Here is a 26,650-nt window from a genome sequence, read left to right on the forward strand (position 1 = left end):
ATCAACATGACCGCCCCCACTACGCCCAAACCTCCGCGCAAGAAGCCTAAAACCGCTGCCACAGCCAAACCCGTCGCGCCGCGCAAAGAGGCCACCCTGCACCCGCGCAACCGCCACACAGGCCGTTACGACTTCCCGGCGCTGATCAAGACCACGCCGGAACTGGCGAAATTCGTAATCCTCAACCCCTACGGTAAGGAAAGCATCGACTTCGCCAGCCCTGACGCCGTGCGGGTATTCAACCGGGCGTTGCTCAAGTCGTTCTATGGCATCCAGCATTGGGATATCCCGCAGGATTACCTGTGCCCGCCGGTGCCGGGACGTGCGGACTATGTGCACTTCCTCGCCGACCTGCTGGCCAGCGTCAACGAAGGCAAGATTCCCCGTGGTTCCATCGTCAAGGTGTTGGACATCGGCATGGGCGCTAACTGCGTCTATCCGCTGATTGGCTACATGGAGTACCGCTGGAACTTCCTTGGCTCGGAAGTCGACCCTATCGCCGTAGCCGCTGCCAAGGCCATCGTGCAGTCCAACGACCTGAGCAAGGTCATCCAACTGCGCCAGCAAAACAACCCCAAGCACATCCTGTTGGGCCTGCTGGAACCTGGCGAGCGCTTTGACCTGACCATGTGCAACCCGCCCTTCCATGCGTCCATGGACGAAGCCACCAAGGGCAGCGAACGCAAGTGGCGCGCGTTGGGCAAGGCTGATCCGAAGCGCAAATTGCCGGTGCTGAACTTCGGTGGCCAGTCGGCCGAGTTGTGGTGTGAAGGCGGTGAAGCGCGGTTCGTGACGCAGTTGATCGCTGAAAGCGCGAATTTTGCCCATAAGGTGCTGTGGTTCAGCACCCTGGTATCAAAAGCGTCGAACTTGCCCGCCATTGAAACAGCCCTGAAAAAAGCCGGCGTGCTGGAAAGCCAGGTGGTGGAGATGTCCCAGGGTCAGAAGCAAAGCCGTTTCGTGGCATGGACTTTCCAGACCAAGAACGAGCAGCAGATCTGGCGCCAACGCTGGGTTCGCGATTAATAAATCGCAGGCAACAAAAAACCGTGCCCGGATTGCTCCGGAGCACGGTTTTTTTTTGCTGCGTCTTACTTGTTAACAGCGTCGGTCAGGCCTTTGGCCACAACCAGCTTGATAACTTTCTTGGCAGCGATTTCGATGGCAGCGCCAGTCGAAGGGTTACGGCCAGTACGGGCTGGACGCTCGGTCACTTTCAGTTTGCCAACGCCTGGCAGAGTGATTTCGCCGCCGTTTTCCAGCTGATCAGCAACAACTTGGCTCAGTTGGTCCAGCAGAGCGCGCACGGTAGTTTTCGGTGCGTCTACTGCTTCAGCCAGGTCAGCGATCAGTTGGTCTTTAGTAATAGCCATTGTGGTGTTCCTTCCCTATCAAATTCATATGGATTGCAGAGTGCAGTGTCAGCCGTCGAGCCCGACCGTCTAGGCCTGGCACCCCAGGCTTATAACCTCGGAGAACGGGGTTATAGATGCTTGAAACGGGGATTGGTTCGACCTGACAGATGCTGAATGCACGCTTAACGCCGAGACTTGGCGTAAGACGGGGCAAAACTAGCACAGAGACGGGGAAATATCCGCCTCTACCTACCCATTTGGTCAGCTTTATCGCTCTAAACCGTCAAAAAAAGGAATATACCCGGTCGGACACCACCCAAAACGCCCTTCGAAGCGCGTCTTGACCAATGGGTGCGGTACACTGAGCGACTTTTCGGGGAGGCCAACCGCTCCCCTTCAACCAGCCGAGAAGCCCATGCCGATCCGTCATTGCATCGTCCACCTGATCGACAAAAAACCCGACGGCACGCCCGCAGTTCTCCACGCACGCGACTCGGAGCTCTCCGAATCCGCCGCCATCGAGAATATGCTTGCCGACCTCAACGAGAGCTACAACGCCAAACAAGGCAAGGCCTGGGGTTTCTTCCATGCCGAGTCCGGCGCGCACCCGTTCAGTGGCTGGTTGAAGGAATATTTCGAGGGTGGCCAGGATTTCACCACCTTCAGCCGCACCGCCGTTGAGCATCTGCAGAAGCTGATGGAGGAATCCAACCTCTCCACCGGCGGCCACGTACTGTTCGCCCACTACCAGCAAGGCATGACCGATTACCTGGCCATCGCCCTGCTGCACCACAGCGAAGGCGTAGCGGTAACCGACGAGCTGGACGTGACTCCGTCGCGCCACTTGGACTTGGGCCAACTGCACCTGGCCGCACGGATCAACGTGTCGGAGTGGCAGAACAACAAGCAGTCCAAGCAGTACATCTCGTTTATCAAAGGCAAGAATGGCAAGAAAGTCTCGGAGTACTTCCGCGACTTTATCGGCTGCCAGGAAGGCGTCGACGGTCCGGGCGAGACACGCACCCTGCTCAAGGCCTTCAGCGACTTCGTGGAAAGCGAAGACCTGCCGGACGAGTCCGCCCGCGAGAAAACCAAAACCTTGGTGGACTACGCCAGCAGCCAGGCCAAGCTAGGCGAGCCCATGGGCCTGGAAGAACTGTCGGGCTTGATCGATGAAGATCGACCAAAGGCGTTCTACGACCATATCCGCAACAAGGACTACGGCCTGTCGCCGGAAATCCCCGCCGATAAGCGCACCCTTAACCAGTTCCGCCGCTTCACCGGGCGCGCCGAAGGGCTGTCGATCAGTTTTGAAGCGCACCTGCTGGGCGACAAGATTGAGTACGACGAAGCCGCTGGCACCCTGATCATCAAGGGCCTGCCGACCCAACTGACTGACCAGCTCAAGCGCCGTAACTGATGCTCAGCGGGGTTCTCAAGAAAGTCCTGTTGGTGTTGCTGGTGGTGGTGGTTATCCAGAACTGGGGCAAGATCGAACGGCTATTCAACCCCTCGCAGGTGGTTTCAGAGCAGGTCCGCACTTCGGCGCGGGTGGTGCTCTATGCCACCGAGTGGTGTGGCTACTGCAAGCAGATCCGGCGCTTCCTGGATCAGAAAGGCATTCCGTACCAGACCTTCGACATCGAGAAGGACGCCCCTGCGCGCAAGGCGTATGAGGCGTTGGGCGGTGGCGGGATTCCGTTTGTGGATGTGAATGGGACGCTGATTCGCGATTACAACCCTGAGGCGATCATGGCGGCGCTGAAATAATCAGCGCACCACGATCACCCGTCCCAGCAGGCTGTGCTGTTCAAACCCCAGCACTGCCTGCAACGCGTTCAGCACGGCCTGCGGGTCTTTGCTCGGGAAGCTGCCACTGACCCGCTTGGCGCCCATATCTTCGTTGAGCAGCAGGATGCGGCCAGGGTAGTAACGCCCCAAATCCTTCACCACATCGGCGAGCGGTGCCTTGTAGTAGTTGAGCCAGCCGTCGCGCCAGGCCAGGCGCGATTCGCTGTCGACCGCGTGCAGGGGATCGGCAATGCCATCGGCGTAAGCCACTTGCTGACCTGCCGTCAGAATTTGCTGCTGGCCCTGCTCCGACGGCGTCACGCCGACCCGCCCCGACAACACCGTCACTTGAGCGCCCGCTGGTTGCAGGCGTACTTCGAATTGTGTGCCGAGCACCCGCGCTTCACCGCTGCCCGCCCCCACCACAAAGGACTCGCCGGTGTGGGTCACGCTGAAAAAACCGGCGCCGCGACGCAGCTGGATATGCCGCTCGCCGTGGCTGAAATCCACGGCAATTGCGCTGTCGGCATCCAGGGTGACTTGAGATTGATCCGCCAGGGTGACGGTTTTTATTTCTCCTGGCGCCGTCACGTAATCGGCGCCGAAATCATCGACCCAACGCGACGGCTGCCAACCTGCGCCCATGGACACCATCAACAGCAGGCAGGCAGCCATGGCCAGGGCGCCGGACCAGCGCACGACACGTGAACGTTTCGCGGTGTTCATCGTATTGAGGTAGCCCTGCAATGCCAGGGCTTCTTCTTCCGCCAGGGCGCGTGCAGGTACTTCGCTTAGCTCCCAGAGCACCTGGGCCTGGGCGTAGGCCTCGACGTGTGCCGGGTTGGCGCGCAGCCAGTGGCTGAACGTCGCCTGGTCGCCGCTGCTGGGTTGGTCGTGCAACAGACTCAGCCAGGCCAGTGCGGCGTGTTCCTGCTCGGGCGTGGGGGTGACGTTCACGGTGCTTTCCCTGGCGTGCGTGGAGGCGATGGGTCGCGAAGGCTGGCCTTGCAAGCTTCGAGGGCACGCATCATATGTTTTTCCACGGCACTTTGGGACAGGCCCATGGCCTTGGCGATTTCCGCATATTTGCGGCCATGGATGCGGTTGAGCAGGAAAATCTGCCGAGTGCGCTCGGGCAGGCTGCGCAAGGCGGCTTCGACATGGCGCAGGTCGTTACCCGCTTCCAGTGCGGCCTGGGGTTCAGAGCCCTGGTTGTCCTGCTGCTCGGGCAACCAACCTTCGCTGCTGCGCACCCGCGCGCCTTCGCTGCGCAGGTGGTCGATGGCGATATTGCCGGCGCAGCGCAGCAGGTAGGTGCTGAGCTCTTCGACCTGCACCAGCGGCCGGCGCCAGAAGCGTAGAAACAGATCCTGCACCAGGTCGGCCGCCGTGGCGCGGCAGCCTACACGTCGACTCACCAAGGCTTCCATCTGCGAACGCTGGGACAGAAACACCTGCAGAAAATGCGCACGCCCACCCGCCGCATCAGCTTGCGAGCTGTCCTGGGATTCGGGTGGGGTGCTGATCATCATGGCTTGGGCTCAGAGGGTGGCGAAGGCCGCAACGGGGCTCGCCAGCAGGCCGGCGCCCGCGAGGATCAAGGCCAGCCTTGGCCGATACGGCAACAGCAACACCAGCAGCAGCGCGCTGAGCATCAATACAGCGCACCACTCCACCAATCCCAGGCCCCAGCCAGCCACGCTCACGGCGGGCCAGATCGCGACGGCAAGCAGCAACCCGCCAGCCACACGCAAACCCAGGCGTCGACGAGGCGATGGCTTGCTGTGCAGCAGTTCGCCGTGATGGCGATCGGTGGACAAGCACAGAGCGGTAAACCCGGCATAGCACATCAGCAGCGCGAGGAGCATTCAATTGGCCTCTTGCTTGAGGTTGAGCGGACGCGCCCGTTCAGCCTTGGGCTGCGGTGCCGTGCGGTGGTGCATCTTCCACGCCGCCCAGGCGAGAAACACGCCGCTGCCCAGACAGGTCAGATCAAAGCCGGCCATCGCCCAGTCACCACGGGCCAGGGACACGCCCAAAGCGTGGTCGGTGGTGATTGCGTTGAGCAGTGGCACCGCGGCAAACAACAACGCACCGACGCTCAATTGCTCGACCCAACCCTGGCGCCCACGACGCACAATGGCGTGCAACAGGCTCAGGCCCCAGGCGATAAAGAAGGTCTGCACTTCCCAATCGGAGCGTTCGGCGAGGCTCACCGGCAGCAGGCGGTTGGCCCAGAAGAACGCTGCAATGGCGATCAGCAAACCGGACATGCTGGCGATATTCAGCACTTCCACCAGTCGCAGCTCAAACGGCATCACACCGGTTTTGGCATGTTTGAGTTGGCGCTTGCCAAGCCAGATCACCAGCCCGGTGCCGATCATCGCAGTGCCTGCCAGGCCGCAGATGAAGTACAACCAGCGCAGCACCGGCCCAGCGAAATGCCCCATGTGCAGGCCGTAGAAACTGCCGCCGACCATGGCGGTCAACGATTGCCCGTCGCTGGCCCGCAACAGTTCGCCGGTGTGCCCGTTAAACGACACAATGCTGTCGAATTCATGCACCACGCTGTCGGAACTTGCGCGGAACACATTGACCGACGCGTTGACATCACCGGGGTTATTCACCCCGATCCGCCCTACGTGGCCACCCTCCCATTGCGCCCGCGCTTGCTCGTACATCGGCAGCAGCGGCGCCAATTCGCCCGGCTGCCCCGACGCCGGCGCGTTGTTGGTCGCGGGGAATATCTCGTTGAAAAATGCGCGGGTGTCGTTGCCATAGGAGGCCATGATCGGCGCCGGCATCACCATGCTCATAAAGATCACCAGGCTGCTGTACGTGATCATCAGGTGAAACGGCAGCACGAGCACACCCACCGCGTTATGCCCGTCGAGCCAGGAGCGCTGGCCTTTACGGGGGCGGAAGGTGAAGAAGTCCTTGAATATTTTCTTGTGGGTGATGATGCCGGTGATCAGCGCCACGAACATCACCATCGCAGCGAGGGTGGACAGCCAGCGGCCCCAGGGGTGCGGCATTTGCAGTTGGAAGTGGAAACGGTAGAAGAAATCCCCGCCCATGCTTTCGCGGGCCTCTACGGCTTGGCCGCTGACGGGGTCGAGGGTTTTGCGCATGAAATTGCCGCGGCGGCCGGGGTCGAGCTTGTCTTGCCACATGACCGACAGGCCGGGGTCGCGGCTATCCGGCAGGGCGATAAACCAGCGTGCCGCTGTGGGTGCCACCTGCTGCAGGTAGGTTTGCGCGACGCTGAGGCTGCGCGCATTGTCCAAAGGATGAGCCTGGACCTCGGGCTGCATCCAGTGGCTGATCTCATCCTTGAAGTAAGACAGCGTGCCCGTCAGGAAAATCGCAAACAGCAGCCAGCCGAAGATCAAGCCCGCCCAGGTATGCAGCCAGGCCATGGCCTGGCGAAATCCCTCTTTCATGTGCGCACCATCCACAAGCCAACACCCGCCAAAGCGGCAAAGACTGCGCTCGGCAGCATCACGCCAAACCAGGCGCGCCAAGCCGTACGGCAGGCGAAGCACCAGAGTACGGCCAGCAAATAGAACACAAATGAACTCATCATCCCGGTGATCACGGCGTCGGCGCGAGAAGTTGGCATCCACAATGCCAGGCAGATGGCGGCGAGGGAGGCCATGAGGTAGCCACCGACCACGGCCGCCAGCACGCGGGAGGTGACGGCCAAGCGGTAGAGCGCGGGAAGCGAAGTTTTGCTTTTCATGCGGGAGGCGCCAGGTTCATCAGCGCGCAATATTAATGATAAATATTCTCATAAGCAAAAGAGAACGGATGAAACACCTGCTTTGCCGGATTGCCGAACCGGGTCTCGGGCCATACAATGCGAACAATTCTTGTTCTCTAAAGCATGCCGATGCTTGCGGAGTGTTTGCGTTGAGCCCGTCCAACACCGTCGAAGTTCTGTACAACGACCATCACCACTGGCTCACCGGCTGGTTGCGACGCAAGCTCGGCTGCCCGGAAAGTGCTGCCGACCTGGCGCAGGACACCTTCGTCCGCGTACTCACTGCAAGGGAAACGCCCACGCTGGTCGAGCCGCGCGCGTTTCTCACCACCGTGGCCAAGCGCGTGCTCTTCAACTTCTATCGCCGCCAGGACCTCGAACGCGCCTATCTTGACGCCCTCGCACAAATGCCCGAACACGTGGCGCCGTCGGAAGAAGAACGCGCAATCATCCTGCAAACCCTGGTCGAGCTGGATCAACTGCTCGCCGGCTTGCCCACACAGGTCAAGCGCGCGTTCCTGCTGGCCCAGCTCGATGGCCTGACCTACGCGCAGATCAGCGCTGAACTGGGCATTTCCATTGCCACCGTCAAACGCCACCTGAATAAAGCCGCCATGCGCTGCTACTTTGCCCTATGAACGTCTCGACCCAAGTCGCCGAACAGGCCGTGCGCTGGCTGATGGAAATGCAGCAAGGCGCGCTCAACCCACGCCAACAGGCCGCCTGGCAACACTGGCTGAATGCCCACAGCGAGCACCAGCGCGCCTGGGACCATATCCAGCGCGTTAACCAGCGCCTGCGCGGCATGCCCTCGCCCCTGGCTCACGCCGCGTTGAATGCGCCGACGTCTACCAGCCGGCGGCAGGCGCTGAAGTTGCTGTTGATCCTCGGCGCTGGCTCGGCAGCCGCCTGGAGCCTGCGCCAGCAGCATATTCTGCCGCCCCTGACCGCCGACTACCGCAGCCCGGTGGGCCAACGCCGCAAGGTGCAATTGGCCGACGGCAGCCAGTTGCAGCTCAATACCGGCAGTGCCGTAGATGTACATTTTGATGGCCAGCAACGGCTGATCCGACTGCTCGAAGGCGAGATCATGCTGAACGGCATCGCCGGCAACACGCCATTGCGCGTCCTTACCGGCCAGGGCCTGCTCAGCAGCCAAGCGGCGCGCCTGAACGTACGTCAGTTCAACGACCACACCCAGCTGGCGGTGCTCGACGGCCAAGTCGAGGTGATGCCCAACACCTACAGCGGCCTGCCGCTGACAGTCGAAGCGGCGCGCCAAGTCAATTTCACCCGCAAAGGCTGGGACACCCCGCGCCCCACCGACGCCAACAGCGGCGCCTGGGCCGACGGCATGCTGGTGGCTGCACACATGCGCCTGGAAGATTTCCTCGGCGAACTGGGCCGCTATCGTCGCGGCCAGGTCAATTGCGATCCGCAGGTTGCCAATTTATTGATCTCCGGCAGCTACCCGCTGGACGACAGCGAACGCATTCTCAACCTGTTGGAAGTCAGCCTGCCGGTGAAAGTGCGGCGCTTTACCCGCTATTGGGTGACAGTGCAGGCGCGCGCCTGAAATTATTTTCTGTACCTGTGAGCCGTTTTCCACACCTCGCGTGACAGAGAAGGAAAGCCACCTTGATCCTTCCTTCTCAGGACCGCTCTTCATGCCCCAGCAGCCGACCCTAATCGCCCGCACCTTGCGCCAACTGTTACTGGGCGCCAGCCTCAGTTTCGCAGTATTGCCCCCGGTGATGGCCGCCGACCCCAAGCCTTATCACATTGCCCCGACCTCGCTGGAAGCGGCCCTCAATCAGTTTGGTCGCGAAGCCGGCGTATTGATTTCCTTCGGTTCCGAAATCACGGCGGGCATGCAGAGCCGTGGTTTGTCCGGCAGCTACAGCACCACCGAAGGCCTGCAAAAACTGCTGGAAGGCACAGGCCTGGAGGCCCGCCCTGAAGGTGACAACGCCTTCAGCCTGCAACCGGTAAACGCACCGGCTGCGGTAGAGCTGGCGACTTCCAGCGTGGTCGGCGACTGGCTCGGCGATGCGGCACAAACCAATGTGTTCGAACACCCCGGCGCCCGCGATGTGATCCGCCGCGAAGAGTTCGAACGCCAAGGCGCCACCCAAGCCAAGGACGTGCTCAACCGCATCCCCGGCGTCAACGCTCCGGACAACAACGGCACCGGCAGCCACGACATGGCGCTGAACTTTGGCATTCGCGGACTCAACCCGCGCCTGGCGTCGCGCTCCACCGTATTGATGGATGGCATCCCGGTGCCCTTCGCGCCGTATGGCCAGCCGCAACTGTCCTTCGCACCGATCAGCATGGGCAACATGGACGCTGTGGACGTGGTACGTGGCGGCGGCGCCGTGCGTTACGGCCCGCAGAACGTCGGAGGCGTGGTCAACTTTGTGACCCGCGCGATCCCGGATGCGCCCACGGTCAAAGGCGGCTTGCAGACTGAAACCAGCCCGTCATCCAGCCATGACGGTTTCAAGACCACCGGCAACCTGCTGGCCGGCGGCACGGCCGACAATGGCCTTGGCGGCGCGATTCTGTATTCCGGCACCCGGGGTGGCGACTGGCGCGAAAACAGCAACACGCGCATCGACGATTTGATCCTCAAGGGCAAATACCAGCTCGACGACGCCAATAGCTTCAACGCCATGGCGCAGTACTACGAAGGCCAGGCCGATATGCCCGGCGGCTTGAACGTGGCGAACTACAAGGCCGATCCGTATCAGTCCACCCGCCCCTACGACAAATTCTGGGGCCGCCGCACGATGTTCAACGTCGGCTACCGCTACGAACAGGATCGTCGCGAATTCACCGTCAACAGTTTCTTCACCAAGACCCTGCGCAGCGGTTATCTGGACCAGGGCACGTTCCTGTCGCTGTCCCCGCGTGAGTATTGGGTGCGCGGCGTGGAAACCCGCTTCGCCCAGGGCTTTGACCTCGGCCCGACCAGCCATGAAGTGGGCGTCGGCTACCGCTACATCAACGAAGCGGGTCACGAGTTGCGCTACCGCACGCCGATCTCGGCCAACAACCAGCAAATCCCCACGACTGACAGCCGCAACGACCGCGACACCCGTGGCGGCACAGAAGCCAATGCGTTCTTCGTCGATGACCGGATTGATATCGGCAAGTGGACCATCACCCCGGGCATTCGCTACGAGATGATCGAGTCCCAGCAGAGCAATAATCTGACCAACGTCAAATACAAAGGCGACTACAACACCGCGCTGCCGGCGTTGAACGTGCTCTATCACCTGACCGACGACTGGAACCTGTATGCCAACACCGAAGGTTCATTCGGCAGCGTGCAGTACAGCCAGATGCCCAACCGCGTCACCAGCGGTGAAGTCAAACCGGAAAAAGCCCGCACCTGGGAACTGGGTACCCGCTATGACAACGGCACCTTGCGCGCGGAGATCGGTGCGTTCCTGATCAACTTCGATAACCAGTATGAAAGCAACCAGACCAACGACTCGGTAATCGCCCGGGGTGAGACACGCCATCAGGGTATCGAAACCAGCGTCAACTACGCCCTCGATGGTTTGAGCCCGGCGTTGGCCGGTTTCGATGTGTACGCCACCTACGCCTACGTCGACGCCACCATCCGCGAAGACGGCCCGAACAAAGGCAACCGCGTGCCCTTCTCGTCCAAGCACAAAGGCACCCTCGGCGTGGGTTACACCGAAGGGCGCTGGAAACTCAATGTGGACAGCAGCTACCAGAGCAGCCAGTTCGCCGATAACGCCAACACCGAGGCCGAGACCGCCGACGGTGCCAACGGACGCATCCCCGGCTACATGCTGTTCAGCAGCCGCGCGGCCTATGATTTCGGCCCGCAACTGTCGGATTTGAACGTGGCGGTCGGCGTGAAGAACATCTTCAACAAGCAATACTTCACGCGCTCGTTTGACGATAACAACAAGGGCAAATACGTCGGTGAGCCACGCACGGTGTACGTGCAGACCTCCATCGCGTTCTAACTGCCCAAGCAACACACGACCTGTGGCGAGCGGGCTTGCCCCGCGTTGGACTGCGTAGCAGGCCCGGCCTTTTCAAACAAAGAGCTGGGGTCGCTTCGCAACCTAACGCGGGGCAAGCCCACTCGCCACAACAAACCCGTTTGCCTTAATAGCATGCTCGCCCTGACCCGCCGGTTCTAACTGCCCGCCAGGCAACTGGGGGTGGCTTCGACCAATGCATCGATTGCACACCGTGTCTTGGCCGGCATATGCGTGGCCGTGGGCCAGATCACATGGATGGGCGCAGGTTGCTCGCGATAGTCGGGCAATACTGCGACCAACTTCCCACGCAGCACATAGTGCGCAATCAACCAACTCGGCAACCAGGCCAGGCCGACGCCCGCGATGGCGGCATCGGCAACAGCCTGGAGGTCGTCCATCATTAACGGCGAGGCCACGCGATTGCGGTGCGGGGTGCTGCTGCGGTAGGCGATGCCGCGATGGCCGGCAAGGTCTTCGATGCATTCAATCGGCCCAACGCGCTGCAAGTACGCCGGTGACGCCGCCAGTCCCACGGCCTGCTCGCCCAGCCGACGCGCACTGAGGCGGTCGGTGTCGGGGAGCGGGCCGATCCGCACGGCGACGTCGAAGCCTTCCTGTGCCAGGTCCACCAGCCGATCGGCGAAGCTGATCTCGATTTCCAGTTCCGGATAACGCGCCATCAATCCCCACAATGCCGGGGCCGCGTAGTGGTGCCCGAAGGCCAGCGGCAAGCTGGCCCGCAAGCGGCCGCGTGGCTGTTGCCGGCCGCTTTCCAGCACCGATTCGGCAGCCTCGAGCTCCGCCAATGCCCGCAGGCAATGTTCGTAGTACGCCTGGCCGTCCTCGGTCAAACGCTGGCGGCGGGTGGAGCGCTGCAGCAAGCACGTGCCCAAGCGTGCCTCCAATCGCGCCAGGCCCTTGCCAACCGCCGAGCGTGTGAGATTCAGGCGTTCGGCGGCCTCGGTCAGGTTGCCGCTTTCGACGATTTGCAGAAACAGCTCAACGCCATCAAAACGCGGTGTGGCCATGGCTCTATTGTCGCCCTTGATTCCCCTATTAGCAGAAAACTTATCACGAATAACGAACCCTATTCCCCTGAAAATATCCCGATACCCATCCACAGGAGAATCCCATGCCACCCGTCGCCACGTTAACCGCCACCAGCCGCCCGCGCACCGCCAGGAATGGGCTGGCCCTCACTGCCGTGTGCCTCGTCGCGCTGATGTTCGGCCTGGAGATTTCCAGCGTCCCGGTGATCCTGCCGACGCTCGAGCGAGAGTTGGGCACGGGCTTCCAGGCCGCCCAATGGATCATGAACGCCTACACCTTGGCCTGTACCAGCGTGCTGATGGCGGCGGGCACATTGGCGGATCGCTTTGGCCGTCGCCGCATGCTGGTGTTGTGCCTGTGGGTGTTTGGCCTGGCCTCACTGGCCTGTGGGCTGGCCGAGGAGGCTTCGCTGCTGATCACGGCGCGGTTTGTTCAGGGCATCGGTGCCGGAGCGATGATGATTTGCCAATTCGCCATCCTGTCGCACCTGTTCAGCGAACCGGTAGCACGGGCACGGGCCTTTGCAATATGGGGCGTGATTGCTGGCGTGGGCCTGGGCTTCGGACCGATGATCGGCGCATTGATCCTGGCGGTGGCGGATTGGCGTTGGGTGTTCCTCGTGCACGTGCCCCTCACCCTGTTCACCCTGGTGCTGCTGCACATCAGCGTGCAGGAGTCCCGCGACCCGGCCGCCCGTCGCCTGGACATCGCCGGTATGCTCACCTTGACCGTGTCGGTGTTTGCCCTGGTGTACTTCATCACCCAAGGCAGCGAGCACGGCTTCGGCGCACCGGCCATGCTCGGTTGGGCGGCGTTGTCGGTGCTCGGCTTGCTGCTGTTCATCGCGGTCGAGCTTCGCAGTGCACACCCAATGTTCGACTTCTCGGTGTTCCGCATCCAGCGTTTCAACGGCGCGTTGATGGGCTCGATCGGCATGAACTTCAGCTTCTGGCCGTTCATGATCTACCTGCCGTTGTACTTCCAGGCGGGCCTGGGTTACGACACCCTGACCACCGGCGCAGCCCTACTCGCCTACACCTTGCCGACCTTGCTGGTGCCGCCGCTGGCCGAGCGCCTGGCTCTGCGCTATGGAGCCGAACGCATCATCCCCCTGGGCCTGGGCCTGATGGGCGCGGGCTTTCTGGCCATGGCCGCCGTCAACGGCGCCGAGCACCCACGTATTGAGCTGGTGCTGCTCAGTTGCGTGATCGCCGGCGTAGGCCTGGCGCTGACCAACTCGCCCACCACCAACACCACCACCGGTTCGGTGTCGGCGGACCGCGCGGGCATGGCCTCAGGCATCGACCTCAGTGCGCGGCTGATCACCCTGGCGCTCAACATTGCCCTCATGGGGTTGGTGCTGTTGCTGGGGATCAGCCATCACCTGGCCGAGGTGCTGCCCGCTGCCACGGCAATGGATTGGCCGGTTATCAGTCAAAACATTGCCGCAGGAAAACTCGAGTCGATGGGGCTGACAGTCAACGACGCTCAGGCAGCACTGCGCCACGGCGCCGGTTGGGCGATGCTGTTTGCCGGGTTGGGTGCTGGCGGGCTGGCGATGCTGAGCCGGTATTTTTTCCGACGCAGGCGCTAAACGAAAACGGGCCTGCAGATGCAGGCCCGTTTGAGGGGGTCAAAAGAAAGTTAGCCGTTGATGACAGCGTTTTCGTTTTCCAGGAATTCCTGTTCCAGCGCGTCTTCATTCACTTTGTTGATTGGCTGGTTTTTCGCGGCAGCGCGGGGCTTGCCTTGCAGTCTGCCAAACAGATGTTCCAACGCGTGGTCCAGCTTGGTGGCCGCACTGTCGATCGCTTGTTCCAGGGTATCGCCCTTGGCGGATACCGACAGTGGTTGATGGCCTTTTGGCCGCGCTTCCAGGCGGCAACTTAAATCGTGGGGACCGGGCTTGTCGCCGTTCTCATCCCGCAGATAGACCTCCACTCGGGTCAGGTCTTCTTCATAACGTTCGAGCGTGCTCTCAATGGTAGTACGTACCCACTCCTCCAGTCGGATGCTGCTTTCAATATGGTTATCGCTATTGACTTGGATTTGCATAGTTCTTCCCTTATTTCAGCTAGCTCGCGAGAGGTCACAAACTGCAACACCGGGGTGGTGAAACCATGACCTCTTGATTACACAATTGAGCAGCCAGAGAAACATTTCAACCCCTTTGCAAAGATAAATCCTACATTACAAATTAACCCTGACGACAAGCAAAAACGCTGTTAGGGTGGGGAGTTAGTTACATCTTCTTACGCCCTGCGATCCTCACAATTGCCCCTCTCCGAGCGGGTGCAATGTGCGAAAAATCCCTGCTTCCTCTACCAGCCAGTCATGCACCGCGCGCACGCCCGGATGGCTCAGTGCGCCCGGCGCATACAGCAGCACATAGCGCTTGTGGTTGGGCACCGCGAGGCCAAACGGCACGATCAAGGTGCCGCGCTCCAGCTCATCGTTGAGCAAGGTACGCCGCGCAATCGCCACGCCCATACCGGCGATGGCGGCTTCTATGGTCAAGTGGTTGCGGTTGAAGGTGTGGCCGCGGCGAACATCGGCGTCGTGGTAGCCAATTGCATTCAGGTAAAACTCCCACTCGGCATACTCATAACTCCCACGCCAGGCGGTGATGTCGTGCAGCAGCGGGAAATGCACAAGGTCGGCCGGGCCATGCAAGGGCGGACGACCGCGCAATAGGCTTGGCGCACACACCGGAAATATCTGCTCATCCAGCAAGGCTGTGGATAACAGCCCAGGGTAGCTGCCGTCGTTCAAGTCGATAGCCAGGTCAAAGTCCCCCTCATGCAGCGCAATGCTGCTGTCCTCGGCAACCATGCGCAGTTGGATGTCCGGAAAGCGTTGCTGCAAGCGTGGCAAACGTGGGGTGAGCCACTTGCCGAGAAACGACGGGATCGAGCGTAGGCGCAAGGTGCCGCTGATCATCCCCGCATCGAGCCGCTGCAATTCGGCATCAATGCTGCCGTAAGCCTCCCCCACCGTAGCCGCCAACCGCTGCCCCTCCGCACTCAACTCCACACCCCGCGCCCGTCGATGGAACAGCCGAAACCCAAGACGCTCCTCCAACTGGCGGATTTGTTGGCTCACCGCCCCCGGTGTGATGTGCAGTTCTTCGGCGCAGCGGGTGAACGACAGATGCCGCGCAGCGCAGGAAAACACGTGCAACCAGACATAAGTCTGGCCATGGAGAGGGCGAGCCATAGGGTTTAGTCCTGCTAAAGGGTGTCTTAGGATAATTCGTTGGTCAGTGCCGATCCAGAGGCTCAGTATCGCGCCAATTGCGCTCGTCCTACAAAACATGGCAGCGATTCCTACTCCATTGCTTGTAAGGGTTTAGCATGGCTATCAGTGTTTTTGATCTATTCAAGGTGGGCATCGGCCCGTCCAGCTCCCACACCGTCGGCCCCATGCGGGCAGCGGCGACCTTCGCCCAAGCCCTGATCGACCAGCGATTGCTTACCGAAACCCGACGGATTGAAGTGCGTTTGTACGGCTCGCTGTCCGCCACCGGCGTCGGCCATGCCACCGACCGCGCCTGCGTAATGGGCCTGATGGGTGAATGGCCGGACCGTATTGACCCCACCTCGATCAACAGCCGTATCCAGCAACTGCGCGAGACCGGCCGCTTACTGCTGGCAGGCACCCAGGACATTGCTTTCAACTGGCACACCGATCTCCTGCTGCTGGAAGAAAGCCTGCCCTACCACCCCAACGCCATGTCCCTACACGCCTATGGCGACAGCGGACTGCTTAGCGAGCAGACGTATTACTCGGTGGGCGGTGGTTTCATCATCGAAGCTGCCGAAGCAGCGTCAGGCATTGCGCCGACCAGCGATGTTGAATTGCCCTACGACTTTTCCAGCGCCGTCGAACTGCTGGCCTTGTGCAACAAGCACGGGCTGCGCGTTTCAGAGTTAATGATGGCCAACGAGCGCGCGTGGCGCAGTGACGAACAGATCCGCAGCGGCCTGCTGCATATCTGGTCGGTGATGCGCGAATGCGTGGAGCAAGGCCTGCGCGATGAAGGCATCTTGCCCGGCGGTCTAGATGTGCCACGGCGCGCGGCGAAATTGCACCGCAGTTTGTTGGAAATCGGCAAACCCAATGTCATCACCTCGACCTTGTCGGCCATGGAATGGGTCAACCTGTTCGCCCTTGCCGTCAACGAAGAAAACGCCGCCGGCGGACGCATGGTCACCGCACCCACCAACGGCGCGGCGGGGATCATCCCGGCGGTGCTGCATTACTACATGAAGTTCAACGCCGACGCGTCCGACGACGACGTGGTCAATTTCTTCCTGGCCGCCGCCGCCGTCGGCATCCTGTGTAAGAAAAATGCGTCGATCTCCGGTGCCGAAGTCGGCTGCCAGGGCGAAGTCGGCTCGGCCTGCGCCATGGCCGCCGCCGGCCTTGCCGACATCCTCGGCGCCACCCCCGAACAACTGGAAAACGCCGCCGAAATCGGCCTGGAACATAACCTCGGCCTGACCTGCGACCCGGTCGGCGGCCTGGTGCAAGTGCCGTGCATCGAGCGCAACGCCATCGCGGCGGTCAAGGCCATCAACGCCACGCAAATGGCCCTGCGCGGCGACGGCAAACACTTCATCTCCCTGGACCGGGTGATCCGCACCATGCGCGATACCGGCGCCGACATGCATGACAAATACAAAGAAACTTCACGGGGCGGCCTGGCCGTGAGCTGGGTGGAGTGCTGAGGAGCATTCCCTGACTGCCCCAACGTGAGCCCGCGCAAAAATAATAACGAGGCAATAACGATGACCGATGTACGTACACCTGCTGCCGAAAATCCTGTTGAGGTAGAAAACACCGTAACAACCGGCTGGACCAAGCACGACACCACTTGGATGCTCGGCCTCTATGGCACCGCCATCGGCGCAGGCACTTTGTTCCTGCCGATCAACGCCGGCGTCGGCGGCTTCTGGCCACTGATCGTGCTGGCGTTGCTGGCCTTCCCGATGACCTTCTTCGCCCACCGTGGGCTGACGCGCTTTGTACTGTCAGGCACATCCGGCGACATCACCGAAGTGGTCGAAGAACATTTCGGCGTCGGTGCAGGCAAGCTGATCACTTTGCTGTACTTCTTTGCAATCTTCCCGATTTTGCTGGTGTACAGCGTCGCGTTGACCAACACCCTGGGCAGCTTTATGGAACACCAACTGCACATGACACCGCCGCCCCGGGCGATCCTGTCGCTGGTGCTGATCCTGGGTTTGATGGCGATTGTGCGCTGCGGCCAGGGCGTGATCGTCAAGGCCATGAGCGTGCTGGTGTACCCGTTCGTCGCCGCCTTGCTGTTGCTTGCGCTCAGTCTGATTCCCAACTGGAACGGCGCGTTTTTCGCTTCTGCCAGTGAGGGCATGCCGCTGCCCATGTTCTTCAAGACCCTGTGGCTGGCGATCCCCGTGATGGTGTTCTCGTTCAACCATTCACCTATCATCTCCGCGTTCGCCGTCGACCAGAAACGCGTGTACGGCCCGCTGGCCGAGCGCAAAAGCAGCGGCATCCTCGCCACAGCCCACGGCATGATGGTGCTGACGGTGATGTTCTTCTGCTTCAGCTGCGTGCTGGCTCTGTCCCCGGCGGACCTGGCGGCAGCCAAGGCGCAGAACATTTCGATCCTGTCGTACCTGGCCAACCACTTCCAAACCCCTGTGATCGCTTACGCCGCGCCGTTGATCGCGCTGGTGGCCATTACCAAATCCTTCCTTGGCCACTACATCGGCGCCAGCGAAGGCTTCCAGGGCTTGATCGTCAAATCTCTGCGCGGGCGTAACCGCTCCCTGTCGTCCAAGTGGCTGGAACGTAGCACCGCCCTGTTCATGGTGCTGACCTGCTGGGCCGTGGCGACCTTCAACCCAAGCATCCTGGGCATGATCGAAACCCTGGGCGGGCCGATTATCGCGTGCCTGTTGTTCCTGATGCCGATGTACGCGATCCAGCGCGTGCCAGCCTTGCGCCAGTATTCGGGCCAGGTGTCGAATGTATTTGTGGTGGTGATCGGCTTGATTGCGCTGTCTGCGATCGTTTTCTCTGTACTGCCCTGAAACAGGTCACCGATTTCAAGAACAACCCAAAACAATTGTAGGAGGGGGCTTGCTCCCGATAGCGGTCCTTCAGCCAATAAATGCTCGACTGAAGGACCGCTATCGGGAGCAAGCCCCCTCCCACATTGGGATCCCGGTGCCTGGAAAGCCGCTGTACGGCACGCCCCTTGCTGTACAGCTGATGAGGTAAACGGAATTTGTACAACCTCAGCGACGGAGTGGCCGGTGGTCAGGAGACGCGAACTAATCACGACACCGGTCGTCAATGACTGCATGTTCTTATCAGGCGGTAACGCACCATGGACAATCCTTTTCAGATCATCACCGACACCTTCACCCCAAAATACCGCGTCAACCTGAGTATTCAACGGCTCGACGGCAGCATCATGCTCACCCTCTCGAATGAGGATGGCGTGGTGGCCAAGCGCATGATCAGCGCCGCACAACGCAACGACCCGCAACGGCTCAAACGCCTGGTGCAGAGCATCCAGTTCGGCATTGCCATCGAGCAAGGCCACAGCGCCATGGAGATCCTGGCGGTGATGACGGATGGCGATCACAAATTATTGCAGCGACCGCCCACCCGCCCCCTGCCCTTCAGCGTCGGGCTTTAAAGCTCGCCCTTCTCGGTTTCCAGGCTCGCCTCGCCCTTGCGACGCGGGCCTTCGACCTTCACCGACGGGAATGCCGACGAGGCGTAACGCACCACCAGAATCGCGAATGCCAACAGCAAAATCCCACCGCACAGGTAGATGATGCCCACGTCTGGCGGGTTGTGGTGGGACACGTTGGAGATCAGCAGACGCGTCAGCGCAGTGATTGCCACGTAGATCAGGAAGCGCACTGGCATGTGGTTGGTCTTGAAATAAATCCCGACCATGGCGCCCAATTCCAGATAGATGAACAGCAGCAAGATGTCATCGATCTTGATGTGTCCGTTCTCCAGCATCCCCAGAAATTCCATCACCGCCGCCCAGGCGGTCACCGCACCAATGGCGAACAGCGCCAGGTAGTGGAACGACTCCACAAACAGATTGCCCAGCGATTCAGCCAGCCCATGGACTTGCTGGCGCAGCTTTTCGGCCCAGTTGATTTTCACGAGGGTACTTCCTTAGGTCGATTCGACCGGATAATGCGGGTTGGACGTGACGGTTGTTCTGCATGCAGAAAAAAGGCCAGAGGCAGGGATAAGATGATGGCGGGGTGACATGAGACACGCCAAACCTGTATTTACGGGCTACATTAAAAAACTGCTACCCAAACCCCACGGTTTGGCTTACCCTTTTAGCTGTATATAAATACAGTAGTCGCAAAAGACAACTATCGTGAAGGCATGTGAGGTGGTGAATGGCCGTCGAAGTGGTATACCGCAGCAGCCGAGATCTGGAGCGTTTGTTGATAGTTTTGCGGACTAGTGGACTGCCTAGATAGCCATTGGTCGGGGATGGGTGCCTCTAAAACTGCGGTGATATCAGTAGCCTACGCATCCAAATGGAGAGAGATTTTCCTTCGAAACCAATTACCCTGCCTAGTTTTCGCTTTTGCCACCCTGCCTAGTTAGCTCGTAGGACTTTAGTGAAACAGTTCGCAAGATTCATCGGCCAGCATTTGCTTTGAACAAATGCTTCCTCATACACACTGGACAAACAGACAGACGACGAGGCCAAAAATGGCAGTTGAGACTCTTTATCGCAGTACCCGAGACCTGGAGACTACTTTTGTGGACCGCAAACTCGCTGATGCGCATGATCAAATGCTTGAGCTGGCGGAGCTGCTCACGGACACACTGATGAAGCATGTACCGGGGATATCTGAGAAACACGCAGAAGATGTGAGCATCTACATGGCTAAAAATCGCTCAGTGTTTGCAGCAGCTTTCAAAAACAATGTGGGCGCTTTGAGCGAGCTTACTGAAGCCGCTGGGACTGAAGGATGAAATAGGTCTGGGCCTTCGAGCGGGCGTGATTGACCGTTTAGTAAGCGCTTGGAGCTTATGCAAACTAAGCTCCAGCGTAATCGGACTGTTTGGAATATTTCTAAGATTACAACCCCCTCGGGAGTGTTTGGTAGCTCATCGCTTAAGCCAATAACGGTCGACTGTGGCGCGACTGACACCCAGTCTACGCACGATCTCCATTTTTGCTAATCCTTCGGTTTGCAAAGTCTGGATGGCCAAACGATTATCTTCTGCCCGCTTTCCACGTACCCCGCGGCTCGCGCCATGATTGATAACACTACTCAGCAGGCCAGCTCCGAGCAGTCGGTTTAAATCACATTCTTGCTGATGCCGATAGGCTTCCAATTCGACCCCAACCATGCGCGCCTCCACAGCCATAAGCAAAAGGCTTTGGGAGATGCCCAGGCACTCGCATAAAGAATAGAATTTGAGAACGGAAATGGCCTGACGCCCTTGTTCGACCTTGGCAAGATGATCTCGATTTAGGACTTGTGCACAGCCCTCTCGACTGAGTCCAGCAGCAACCCGGACTTCCCTTATGACCTGCCCTAAAGCCTCCAAATAATCCATCTCTCTTCCGTGTACTCACAAAAGAGAGAATAAAGCCACGCTTTGACGCATCACATCGTGGGGGTATACCATGCATATATAGCGCGAAAGCTTGGAATCCTCATCCTTCCAGGAACGTTCTACAAATCCTCAAACACTCACAACGCAGTCGAGATGCGTACTGCGATACCGAATGTTTTTTCACTGTGGGTGTACGAGCGGCACGGACTGAATTGGGAATGGGTTGGCAATTGATATATATACTTGACCCTGCAGAACGTAAAGTTTTCACTAGGACACACTGTGAGCTAGAGGGGGTGGGCTTTCTTATCACCATTACCTCAGCCCAGACAGGGATGAGTGATCGCGCCGCGATGGTCAGCTGTGCGTATGAACTTCAGTACTATCTGAATGCTGCTCCTGACGTTGTGATCAGTCATGTGCAGATGCTATGCCCACCAGCCCTGACCCGCTCCGACAGATGGAGTTTGGAAGATCTGGACCAAATTATTTGCTTCCAAGGCATAGCAACTCAAGAAAGTGCCGTTGTATATCGCACCTCTCACGGTGTTTACAAAATGGGAGAGCTGGACCTTCGCAAAAAAAAGACATCGCAGGTGTGGTTCTCGAAAAAGCGCTTGGAAAATCACCTGCCTCGGATTTCAGTGCCGGTTCCCAGATCAGCCAGTCACCAGATGTACGCTCCCCTCTACCTGAGGCGCAAGTCGACGAAAAGTCCCAAGTTCGCTTAAGTCTCCGTTGGTACAGCTGGGATTGTTACATCCGCGGCTGTGATTCACATCAATACTGATGTCAGCACCGGCGCTTAGAATGAATTGATGCTGATGTCAAAGCGACTGAGGTCGTTACGCGCCAGTGCGCACTGGTGCCCAGCAAGGTGCGTAACTGCATAGACTAGACGTAAGTGTTGATGCTGACTCCGGATTGACCCAATTGCCGACGCAAGACTGTCCCATCTCTAAAACTGCAACAATCGAGCACAGACAATAATTCACGAGGAGTCAGACTGGGTCAGTGAAATCTCGGCAACTGGTTCAACTCGGCATCGGCGCCAACACCCATCATGCTCTGTGATCCCCCGCCGGCCAATGAAGCAATTTTGCCGCAGGTCAAACAGGGGAGCTACTTTTCAACAGAATCGGCCAAGTGCGGTCGTTCAGCTGTAGATCGAGTGGGAAGGGTACAAACCCTGGAAAAGGATCAATGAGTGAGTTGAGGTAATGCGACGCACACCGTTCGATCATCTCCGCTGCAAGTACCGACCTGTGGTCGGGTCAGTCTCGCCACTTTGCTCGCGTCATACTCAACCAGTGGCGGCGTTGACCATGGCCTCGATCAATGCAATCTGAACCGCCTGAACCCTGTCAATGGCAGCCTCGTCATGACTGACGATAAAGTTCTGAATGGTGGTCACGTCCCCATAAAGCTTCGACTTGGGCGATAAAAGGGTCATCTCGAGCGCGGCCGCGTGAAGGAATTGCGAACAAAGGTTTCGACCATGGACGGTCCGCCCGGCATACAACGGAATATTGACCCCATTCTGGATAATGGCCGCATATTTGATGTGCGCATCAAACGCATGCAACCTTGGATGATACTGAGATATGAAATCCACGTGGCCGGGATAACTGGAGAGAGAGCGCGCAAAAGTCTCCGATTGTGTATTTCCCTTGAGCCGGTTGCAGCGTTCGCAACTGACCGCGAGATTCCAGAAGTGCAAGGTGAATCTTGGATGCTCGGACCGGGAAAGGACGTGTTCAATCGGGCGTGCGAAGCCGCCTTTAAGAAGCGGCTGCCGACAATAACAACACTGCTCTTCTTGCAACTCAGCCAAATGATCGCGTAGAGCAGACATCAGCTCCGCTCCCGTTATTAGACCTTCGGGTGTCTGCCACTCCGTCTTGTAGAATTCACCCCATACATCACGGCTTTCCCTACGTTCAGCATCAAAGAAACTCTCGCCCTTCATGATATCCGCCGCATGGGGGCGACGCTTCACCCTCCGATGGCTCTTCGCCAGATACGCTGCTTCTTCTGCTAGCCGGTCACGACCTGCGGGTAACAGACTCACCGCCCACCCTCCCCAGTCTCCTGAGCCCAGGTTTGCAACTGAACCAACGCCTCGAGAGTTTTTTCGATCAGCAGCAGTTCGCTATCAAGGGATGAACTGCGCAATTGTCCAGTTGCCGAGTGGACGGTGCGGCGCATCGCAACCAGCTCCTCCTCTAACCGGGTGACGACCTGTAGATTTTGATGCTCCGCGTTCACGGCTTTAATGGCCTCCGAGACAATCGCGGCACAACGTTCGTGTACTTGTCTGTTATTTTCAGTATGGGTGCCGAAGCCAGTGAACAGCACCCGCTCAACAGAGCCGCGATCATGGACTCGCAGAGGGATCAACTGCTGATCTCGGGCAACAAAGCAACGATTACTGGCGGTCAATGCACTCGTTACCAGTAGAGGAGAGTGTGTCGCTACCACCATGTCGCACTCGAAGTGCTCACACATCCTACTCAGCATGACGGGCAGCAAGCGCTGCCAACTCACATGCAGGCTAATCTCGGGCTCATCAATCAATATGAGGGCGCTTGGCGTCGCCGAAACTACCAGTTTCACCAGTAAAGCCAGCATTTGCTGTTCTCCCGAACTCAGCTCGGAGAACGGCGTGACCTCACTGCGCGCGCTCATGCGCCCCAGCGCAGGCTGCATACTCGCCAACGCGCTCGGCTCAACTAAATCTATATTATCCTTGGCAAGATCACTCAGCAGAACTGTCGAGCTGACCAGCAAATCGGTATCCTGGCCGCTCCATTCAGATGTAAAAGGCACCAAATACCGCCGCGCCCTGAAATCCAACAGTTCCAATCCCATACTGAACGCCGCCAGTCGATGGGGATCGCAATGAATGTCAAACATCTTCTTACCCATGTCCAAGGCGACCTTCTTGCCTGACGCTGTCGAATTGGCGTTGCGAGTACCCTCATAACGGAAAAAAACGTCCTCTTTATTCTTCTGGACGCGATGGGCAAACCGATCACTGAAGCCAAAAGCTACCCCAATCGTGACGCGCCCTTGGTCTACAGACTGTTCTGCAATTTCACGCAGTAGCAGGCTCTTACCCTCACCATTGTTCCCAATCACATAGATTGGCTCACGGGGCTCTCGCTTTGCTGTTAGCAGTTGCGCGATAGCGGCACTATCCAGTCCGGAAGCCCAGATGCGGGGCTTCTGAGAAGCCAGGTAGTCACGGGCTTGTAGACGAGAATTATTCGCCAACAGCTGTTGCCTTGACACGCGCGCGCACACACCAGCCACGTCACGATAGCCATCACCGAATTCTCTCAGGTAGATATTGTGCAGGCGTTTGTCGCTGCTGTTGGTCCTATCCGGCAGCGACCAGTCGGCATGATGTAAATCCCCTTCCCACGCAAGGACCAGACGAGCCGCAAACTCGGCCAAAGCAGTCCAACCATCACGATGATTGGCAGGTAACAGTGCTCGCATGTCCGCCATCAGCACCGCCTTACTCGGAGGGCTCGAATGGGCACGAAGCACCCACGCACTATGGGAAATAGTCGTATTGCGGCTGCCCGAGGGAAAATCGATCACTGCGACCAGCATCCCCGACTCCACCAACCACTCTCGCACTCTTTGAATCTCGTGTTTGATAGCGATCCGTTCTGAACCGCGAACCATCACCACGCCTTCGAGAAAATGATTGTGGCTTAGCAGCGCGTCCAGCATCTGCACAGAACTGTCGGCAGCGGATACTGATCGCGGCTGCTGAAAAGCGCCTGAAACACGATTTGACAGCTTCCGAGGAGCGTCAATCAGGAAAAAATCCCCAGACAGGAGCTTGAGGTCGCCAAAGGCCTTCTCATCGAGTTGTTTTGTAGCGGCTTGAAGAAAAGCCATGCGAAGTCGCAACTCAAACTCCCATCCCTTGATGAAGCGCACAATGACAGGGTCCCATCCAGGTGGAATAGCAGGCGTTCCGGAGTGACTCAATGACAGGAACTCACCTGTCAATGCGAATGCCTCGACTCGTCTGAAAGCTCTTCGAGCCAACATGCTTGAGAACCTGGCGACCATGCTCAGGTAGCGTGAACTGGCCCCAAGATCAGCGGCAGAGCTGGCGAAAAACAGATAATCGAACAGTCTCAACACCTCGTCCGGTGAACGGGGTAGCTCACCGTCAATGGCTTCGAAAGCTTCTGTGAAGAAGGATCTGTCGATAATTGATCCAAAAAATTCAGCCTGCGGTGGCAAGTCCAGAATGCCGATCAATTCATCACAGATGCCCCTCCACTGCCGGTTGAATTCCTGATCGTGCTGCTCGCGCAAAAGATGCCTGAAGTGGATAGGCTTCTTAGCAGAAATCGATAACAGCCCCCGATCGAGTGCTACGATAAATAGCATCTGCAGCAGAGCCTTATCCACCTGGCGATCGTCGCTTCGCTCGCGTGAAGCGATACGTTTCTTCAACATCTTCCAGAACTGGGCGACGGCAAAATCCTTTTCGTCAAACATCGTGCATTACCATTACATAACCTTGTAGATGGAAGGCGGCCTGCGCCGCGGGCGGCCCTGCTGCAGGAACCGCGATAACTAGGGGTGAGTTCGTCGGGAAAAATGATACTCAGTACAGTCACGCGGAGCCGCAGCGCCTTACAACTGCAGGGGCGGAGGCAAAACGGCATAAAAGTAACGGGTTATGACTGGCGAAACAACCGACACGTCGCGTTTGGACAAGGCAACAAACCAAGGCTGGCGGGGGAGAAGGATTGCCAAGCCGGAAGAGCCCAGGCGACTGAACTTTCTTTACCACCCAGGTGAATCGCCCTGAGTTTCTTAGATTCTTTGACGGGCTGCTTTTGGCCGGTTTCTGCGTTGATGAGCGATTGTAATGGGTCGATTGCTGCCCCTCGCGCCAGGCGGCAATCGGCCAGTAGCAGTCAACCTATACCCCTAAAAAAACCGCGGCAATCAATTATCCGTAGGGTTTACAACATTAGGAGGCGAACTTTGAGAATATCACTCACCGCAATTTCCGCTTAGCAAGCCTACCGGTTCATGCCCGACTCCAAAAATAGCTGCAGCATCAAGGAAATGGTTCGAAGCATCACGGGATCGTTTTCGCAGCATCAGCCTAGCCTCCCTCTCGAATTGATCTTTCATGAGCCACTTGATTGTTTTGGCCTTACGTTTGCCTTTCATGATCAATCTCATTAGGTCTAATCGTTTGGAGCGCTTTGGGGTGAAAGTATCACCAAACGCTGCAGCATGGTGGTTCACAAGGCAAACGGTTCAGCCACTTGAATCAACATCATCTCAACCGCTCTTGTGTCGGCAATGAACGCAAGGGTAGCGCTGCTGTGGTGATGCATAGCTACCGGCGGAAAATATCCGAATATATCCTGCTGATTATAAATTATAGTCAGCAGGATATATTCGGATATACACCAAAATTCATACGCCCTCTATCGGGACTGATTTGCTGCCCAACGCGCATAGTTTATATTCTCAATGATCACTCAGCGGGCGACTGCTTGCTCAATAGCATTTTCGTCGAGGACTGGCGGAGGTCTGGCGCGCAGCAAGATTGGAGATCATTATGACCGTTATTGAGCGTTTCCGTATGAGCCTCCCCATAAGCCCAACCGACTCGGAGGTCGAAGTCAAGTTCCAGCTGAACGAATCCCACGCCAAGATGATAAAACAAAATACGCCATGGATGAAGACGCGGCCCTCAAGTCTTGGCCCGACGCAAAAATCTGGTCCATGCGCACTTACATTCTAAGTACCCCTTCTGACTCCGAGATGGAAAGCATCGAGGGAGTCTCGACCCCCGAGTGAGATAAGTCGCTCACAACTAGAACCGCGTCTGGAATTCCTCCACAACTTAGCTTTTCTACCGTACGCAAGACCGCTGATCCAATCAGCGTACGGGAGTCTGAGTTACCAGTCGCCAACAAAGGAAAAGTTCGTCTCACTTTCTTACGGCGGCATACTTGAACCATGGTATTCTCTTGCAACGGTCGCTACTTAATCCCGCG

General features: G+C 58.5%; 26 protein-coding genes. 12 read left to right on the forward strand and 14 right to left on the reverse strand.

Annotation, left to right across the window (positions count from 1 at the left end; translation table 11 throughout):
• Positions 1 to 6 precede the first annotated feature (6 nt).
• On the forward strand, positions 7 to 1,026 hold the full coding sequence (rlmF, locus tag G9Q84_RS01435; RefSeq protein ID WP_122680318.1) for a 23S rRNA (adenine(1618)-N(6))-methyltransferase RlmF: 1,020 nt from the start codon (positions 7 to 9) through the stop codon (positions 1,024 to 1,026).
• Between the two features lie 65 nt (positions 1,027 to 1,091).
• On the opposite strand, the gene G9Q84_RS01440 is transcribed toward rlmF, so the two are convergent.
• The gene (locus tag G9Q84_RS01440) at positions 1,092 to 1,373 is read right to left on the reverse strand and encodes an HU family DNA-binding protein (protein ID WP_003188840.1); all 282 of its coding nucleotides are present in this window, start codon (positions 1,371 to 1,373) and stop codon (positions 1,092 to 1,094) included.
• A gap of 397 nt (positions 1,374 to 1,770) precedes the next feature.
• On the opposite strand from G9Q84_RS01440, the gene yejK reads away from it, so the two are divergent.
• Positions 1,771 to 2,775: a nucleoid-associated protein YejK gene (gene yejK / locus G9Q84_RS01445; protein WP_032886429.1), complete on the forward strand. Its 1,005-nt coding sequence runs from the start codon at positions 1,771 to 1,773 to the stop codon at positions 2,773 to 2,775.
• Entirely contained in the window at positions 2,775 to 3,125 is a 351-nt protein-coding gene (locus G9Q84_RS01450) for a glutaredoxin family protein (protein WP_181642776.1), read from the forward strand. The genes yejK and G9Q84_RS01450 overlap by 1 nt, the downstream gene beginning before the upstream one ends.
• On the opposite strand, the gene G9Q84_RS01455 is transcribed toward G9Q84_RS01450, so the two are convergent.
• The 5 genes from G9Q84_RS01455 to G9Q84_RS01475 are packed head-to-tail and all read right to left on the reverse strand — an operon-like array spanning position 3,126 to position 6,888.
• Positions 3,126 to 4,103 carry a FecR family protein gene (locus G9Q84_RS01455; protein WP_122752518.1) on the reverse strand — a complete coding sequence of 326 codons (978 nt, stop codon included), beginning with the start codon at positions 4,101 to 4,103 and terminating at the stop codon, positions 3,126 to 3,128. It abuts the gene before it with no gap.
• Positions 4,100 to 4,678, reverse strand: a complete 579-nt coding sequence (locus G9Q84_RS01460) for an RNA polymerase sigma factor (protein WP_032886425.1) — start codon at positions 4,676 to 4,678, stop codon at positions 4,100 to 4,102. Before G9Q84_RS01460 ends, G9Q84_RS01455 begins: the two co-directional genes overlap by 4 nt.
• Positions 4,679 to 4,687: 9 nt before the next feature.
• Positions 4,688 to 5,014 (reverse strand): DUF3325 domain-containing protein, encoded by a 327-nt coding sequence (locus tag G9Q84_RS01465; protein ID WP_099601184.1) that lies wholly within the window; start codon positions 5,012 to 5,014, stop codon positions 4,688 to 4,690.
• Positions 5,015 to 6,589, reverse strand: coding sequence for a PepSY-associated TM helix domain-containing protein (locus G9Q84_RS01470; RefSeq protein WP_181642777.1), 1,575 nt, complete (start codon positions 6,587 to 6,589; stop codon positions 5,015 to 5,017). It abuts the gene before it with no gap.
• Entirely contained in the window at positions 6,586 to 6,888 is a 303-nt protein-coding gene (locus G9Q84_RS01475; RefSeq protein WP_032886421.1) for a DUF3649 domain-containing protein, read from the reverse strand. The genes G9Q84_RS01470 and G9Q84_RS01475 overlap by 4 nt, the downstream gene beginning before the upstream one ends.
• Positions 6,889 to 7,058: 170 nt before the next feature.
• Here G9Q84_RS01475 and G9Q84_RS01480 point away from each other — a divergent pair, with 170 nt between their 5' ends.
• The 3 genes from G9Q84_RS01480 (at position 7,059) to fecA (ending at position 10,916) form a co-directional block, all read left to right on the forward strand.
• Positions 7,059 to 7,547 carry a sigma-70 family RNA polymerase sigma factor gene (locus G9Q84_RS01480; RefSeq protein ID WP_181642778.1) on the forward strand — a complete coding sequence of 163 codons (489 nt, stop codon included), beginning with the start codon at positions 7,059 to 7,061 and terminating at the stop codon, positions 7,545 to 7,547.
• Positions 7,544 to 8,485: a FecR domain-containing protein gene (locus G9Q84_RS01485; protein WP_032886417.1), complete on the forward strand. Its 942-nt coding sequence runs from the start codon at positions 7,544 to 7,546 to the stop codon at positions 8,483 to 8,485. Before G9Q84_RS01480 ends, G9Q84_RS01485 begins: the two co-directional genes overlap by 4 nt.
• 91 nt (positions 8,486 to 8,576) lie before the next feature.
• Positions 8,577 to 10,916, forward strand: a complete 2,340-nt coding sequence (fecA, locus tag G9Q84_RS01490) for a TonB-dependent Fe(3+) dicitrate receptor FecA (RefSeq protein WP_122752516.1) — start codon at positions 8,577 to 8,579, stop codon at positions 10,914 to 10,916.
• Between the two features lie 176 nt (positions 10,917 to 11,092).
• Here fecA and G9Q84_RS01495 read toward each other — a convergent pair whose 3' ends face one another.
• Positions 11,093 to 11,965 carry a LysR family transcriptional regulator gene (locus G9Q84_RS01495; RefSeq protein ID WP_122755636.1) on the reverse strand — a complete coding sequence of 291 codons (873 nt, stop codon included), beginning with the start codon at positions 11,963 to 11,965 and terminating at the stop codon, positions 11,093 to 11,095.
• Positions 11,966 to 12,069: 104 nt separating this feature from the next.
• On the opposite strand from G9Q84_RS01495, the gene G9Q84_RS01500 reads away from it, so the two are divergent.
• Positions 12,070 to 13,581 carry an MFS transporter gene (locus G9Q84_RS01500; protein WP_181642779.1) on the forward strand — a complete coding sequence of 504 codons (1,512 nt, stop codon included), beginning with the start codon at positions 12,070 to 12,072 and terminating at the stop codon, positions 13,579 to 13,581.
• A 50-nt stretch (positions 13,582 to 13,631) separates the two neighbouring features.
• Here G9Q84_RS01500 and G9Q84_RS01505 read toward each other — a convergent pair whose 3' ends face one another.
• Together G9Q84_RS01505 and G9Q84_RS01510 are read right to left on the reverse strand one after the other, a co-directional pair.
• On the reverse strand, positions 13,632 to 14,042 hold the full coding sequence (locus tag G9Q84_RS01505; RefSeq protein ID WP_027604683.1) for an HPF/RaiA family ribosome-associated protein: 411 nt from the start codon (positions 14,040 to 14,042) through the stop codon (positions 13,632 to 13,634).
• Positions 14,043 to 14,255: 213 nt separating this feature from the next.
• Positions 14,256 to 15,203: a LysR substrate-binding domain-containing protein gene (locus tag G9Q84_RS01510; RefSeq protein WP_032886412.1), complete on the reverse strand. Its 948-nt coding sequence runs from the start codon at positions 15,201 to 15,203 to the stop codon at positions 14,256 to 14,258.
• A gap of 137 nt (positions 15,204 to 15,340) precedes the next feature.
• Between G9Q84_RS01510 and G9Q84_RS01515 the strand changes: the two genes are divergently transcribed.
• The 3 genes from G9Q84_RS01515 (at position 15,341) to G9Q84_RS01525 (ending at position 18,681) form a co-directional block, all read left to right on the forward strand.
• Entirely contained in the window at positions 15,341 to 16,717 is a 1,377-nt protein-coding gene (locus G9Q84_RS01515; RefSeq protein WP_181642780.1) for an L-serine ammonia-lyase, read from the forward strand.
• Positions 16,718 to 16,777: 60 nt separating this feature from the next.
• Positions 16,778 to 18,067 (forward strand): serine/threonine transporter, encoded by a 1,290-nt coding sequence (locus tag G9Q84_RS01520; RefSeq protein WP_181642781.1) that lies wholly within the window; start codon positions 16,778 to 16,780, stop codon positions 18,065 to 18,067.
• Between the two features lie 299 nt (positions 18,068 to 18,366).
• Positions 18,367 to 18,681, forward strand: coding sequence for a DUF3509 domain-containing protein (locus G9Q84_RS01525; RefSeq protein ID WP_032886408.1), 315 nt, complete (start codon positions 18,367 to 18,369; stop codon positions 18,679 to 18,681).
• Here G9Q84_RS01525 and G9Q84_RS01530 read toward each other — a convergent pair.
• Complete coding sequence (locus G9Q84_RS01530; RefSeq protein WP_057724703.1) at positions 18,678 to 19,166, reverse strand: phosphate-starvation-inducible protein PsiE; 489 nt, start codon at positions 19,164 to 19,166, stop codon at positions 18,678 to 18,680. The two genes, G9Q84_RS01525 and G9Q84_RS01530, sit on opposite strands and share 4 nt — an antisense overlap.
• Positions 19,167 to 19,736: 570 nt before the next feature.
• Here G9Q84_RS01530 and G9Q84_RS01535 point away from each other — a divergent pair.
• The gene (locus tag G9Q84_RS01535; protein ID WP_015371285.1) at positions 19,737 to 20,003 is read left to right on the forward strand and encodes a YebG family protein; all 267 of its coding nucleotides are present in this window, start codon (positions 19,737 to 19,739) and stop codon (positions 20,001 to 20,003) included.
• 135 nt (positions 20,004 to 20,138) lie between these two features.
• On the opposite strand, the gene G9Q84_RS01540 is transcribed toward G9Q84_RS01535, so the two are convergent.
• Positions 20,139 to 20,594 (reverse strand): helix-turn-helix domain-containing protein, encoded by a 456-nt coding sequence (locus G9Q84_RS01540; RefSeq protein ID WP_181642782.1) that lies wholly within the window; start codon positions 20,592 to 20,594, stop codon positions 20,139 to 20,141.
• Between the two features lie 296 nt (positions 20,595 to 20,890).
• On the opposite strand from G9Q84_RS01540, the gene G9Q84_RS29100 reads away from it, so the two are divergent.
• Positions 20,891 to 21,325: a hypothetical protein gene (locus G9Q84_RS29100; RefSeq protein WP_046072656.1), complete on the forward strand. Its 435-nt coding sequence runs from the start codon at positions 20,891 to 20,893 to the stop codon at positions 21,323 to 21,325.
• Positions 21,326 to 21,897: 572 nt separating this feature from the next.
• Here the strand turns inward: G9Q84_RS29100 and G9Q84_RS01545 are convergent.
• From G9Q84_RS01545 to G9Q84_RS01555, 3 genes are all read right to left on the reverse strand, one after another.
• Complete coding sequence (locus G9Q84_RS01545; protein ID WP_181642783.1) at positions 21,898 to 22,665, reverse strand: HNH endonuclease; 768 nt, start codon at positions 22,663 to 22,665, stop codon at positions 21,898 to 21,900.
• Complete coding sequence (locus G9Q84_RS01550) at positions 22,662 to 25,124, reverse strand: AAA family ATPase (RefSeq protein WP_181642784.1); 2,463 nt, start codon at positions 25,122 to 25,124, stop codon at positions 22,662 to 22,664. The genes G9Q84_RS01545 and G9Q84_RS01550 overlap by 4 nt, the downstream gene beginning before the upstream one ends.
• A 504-nt stretch (positions 25,125 to 25,628) precedes the next feature.
• The gene (locus G9Q84_RS01555) at positions 25,629 to 25,811 is read right to left on the reverse strand and encodes a hypothetical protein (protein ID WP_181642785.1); all 183 of its coding nucleotides are present in this window, start codon (positions 25,809 to 25,811) and stop codon (positions 25,629 to 25,631) included.
• Between the last annotated feature and the right edge of the window lie 839 nt (positions 25,812 to 26,650).

The organism is Pseudomonas sivasensis, from assembly GCF_013778505.1.
Taxonomy (GTDB): domain Bacteria; phylum Pseudomonadota; class Gammaproteobacteria; order Pseudomonadales; family Pseudomonadaceae; genus Aquipseudomonas; species Aquipseudomonas sivasensis.

Coding starts and splice junctions, on each gene's coding strand:
- G9Q84_RS01495 (WP_122755636.1), bottom strand. CDS start 11,965: ATGGCCACACCGCGTTTTGATGGCGTTGAGCTGTTTCTGCAAATCGTC.
- G9Q84_RS01515 (WP_181642780.1), top strand. CDS start 15,341: ATGGCTATCAGTGTTTTTGATCTATTCAAGGTGGGCATCGGCCCGTCC.
- G9Q84_RS01535 (WP_015371285.1), top strand. CDS start 19,737: ATGGCAGTTGAGACTCTTTATCGCAGTACCCGAGACCTGGAGACTACT.
- rlmF (WP_122680318.1), top strand. CDS start 7: ATGACCGCCCCCACTACGCCCAAACCTCCGCGCAAGAAGCCTAAAACC.
- G9Q84_RS01555 (WP_181642785.1), bottom strand. CDS start 25,811: ATGAAAGGCAAACGTAAGGCCAAAACAATCAAGTGGCTCATGAAAGAT.
- G9Q84_RS01470 (WP_181642777.1), bottom strand. CDS start 6,589: ATGAAAGAGGGATTTCGCCAGGCCATGGCCTGGCTGCATACCTGGGCG.
- G9Q84_RS01475 (WP_032886421.1), bottom strand. CDS start 6,888: ATGAAAAGCAAAACTTCGCTTCCCGCGCTCTACCGCTTGGCCGTCACC.
- G9Q84_RS01550 (WP_181642784.1), bottom strand. CDS start 25,124: ATGTTTGACGAAAAGGATTTTGCCGTCGCCCAGTTCTGGAAGATGTTG.
- G9Q84_RS01505 (WP_027604683.1), bottom strand. CDS start 14,042: ATGCAAATCCAAGTCAATAGCGATAACCATATTGAAAGCAGCATCCGA.
- yejK (WP_032886429.1), top strand. CDS start 1,771: ATGCCGATCCGTCATTGCATCGTCCACCTGATCGACAAAAAACCCGAC.
- G9Q84_RS01540 (WP_181642782.1), bottom strand. CDS start 20,594: ATGGATTATTTGGAGGCTTTAGGGCAGGTCATAAGGGAAGTCCGGGTT.
- G9Q84_RS01440 (WP_003188840.1), bottom strand. CDS start 1,373: ATGGCTATTACTAAAGACCAACTGATCGCTGACCTGGCTGAAGCAGTA.
- G9Q84_RS01450 (WP_181642776.1), top strand. CDS start 2,775: ATGCTCAGCGGGGTTCTCAAGAAAGTCCTGTTGGTGTTGCTGGTGGTG.
- fecA (WP_122752516.1), top strand. CDS start 8,577: ATGCCCCAGCAGCCGACCCTAATCGCCCGCACCTTGCGCCAACTGTTA.
- G9Q84_RS01525 (WP_032886408.1), top strand. CDS start 18,367: ATGGACAATCCTTTTCAGATCATCACCGACACCTTCACCCCAAAATAC.
- G9Q84_RS01510 (WP_032886412.1), bottom strand. CDS start 15,203: ATGGCTCGCCCTCTCCATGGCCAGACTTATGTCTGGTTGCACGTGTTT.
- G9Q84_RS01485 (WP_032886417.1), top strand. CDS start 7,544: ATGAACGTCTCGACCCAAGTCGCCGAACAGGCCGTGCGCTGGCTGATG.
- G9Q84_RS01520 (WP_181642781.1), top strand. CDS start 16,778: ATGACCGATGTACGTACACCTGCTGCCGAAAATCCTGTTGAGGTAGAA.
- G9Q84_RS01460 (WP_032886425.1), bottom strand. CDS start 4,678: ATGATGATCAGCACCCCACCCGAATCCCAGGACAGCTCGCAAGCTGAT.
- G9Q84_RS01500 (WP_181642779.1), top strand. CDS start 12,070: ATGCCACCCGTCGCCACGTTAACCGCCACCAGCCGCCCGCGCACCGCC.
- G9Q84_RS01465 (WP_099601184.1), bottom strand. CDS start 5,014: ATGCTCCTCGCGCTGCTGATGTGCTATGCCGGGTTTACCGCTCTGTGC.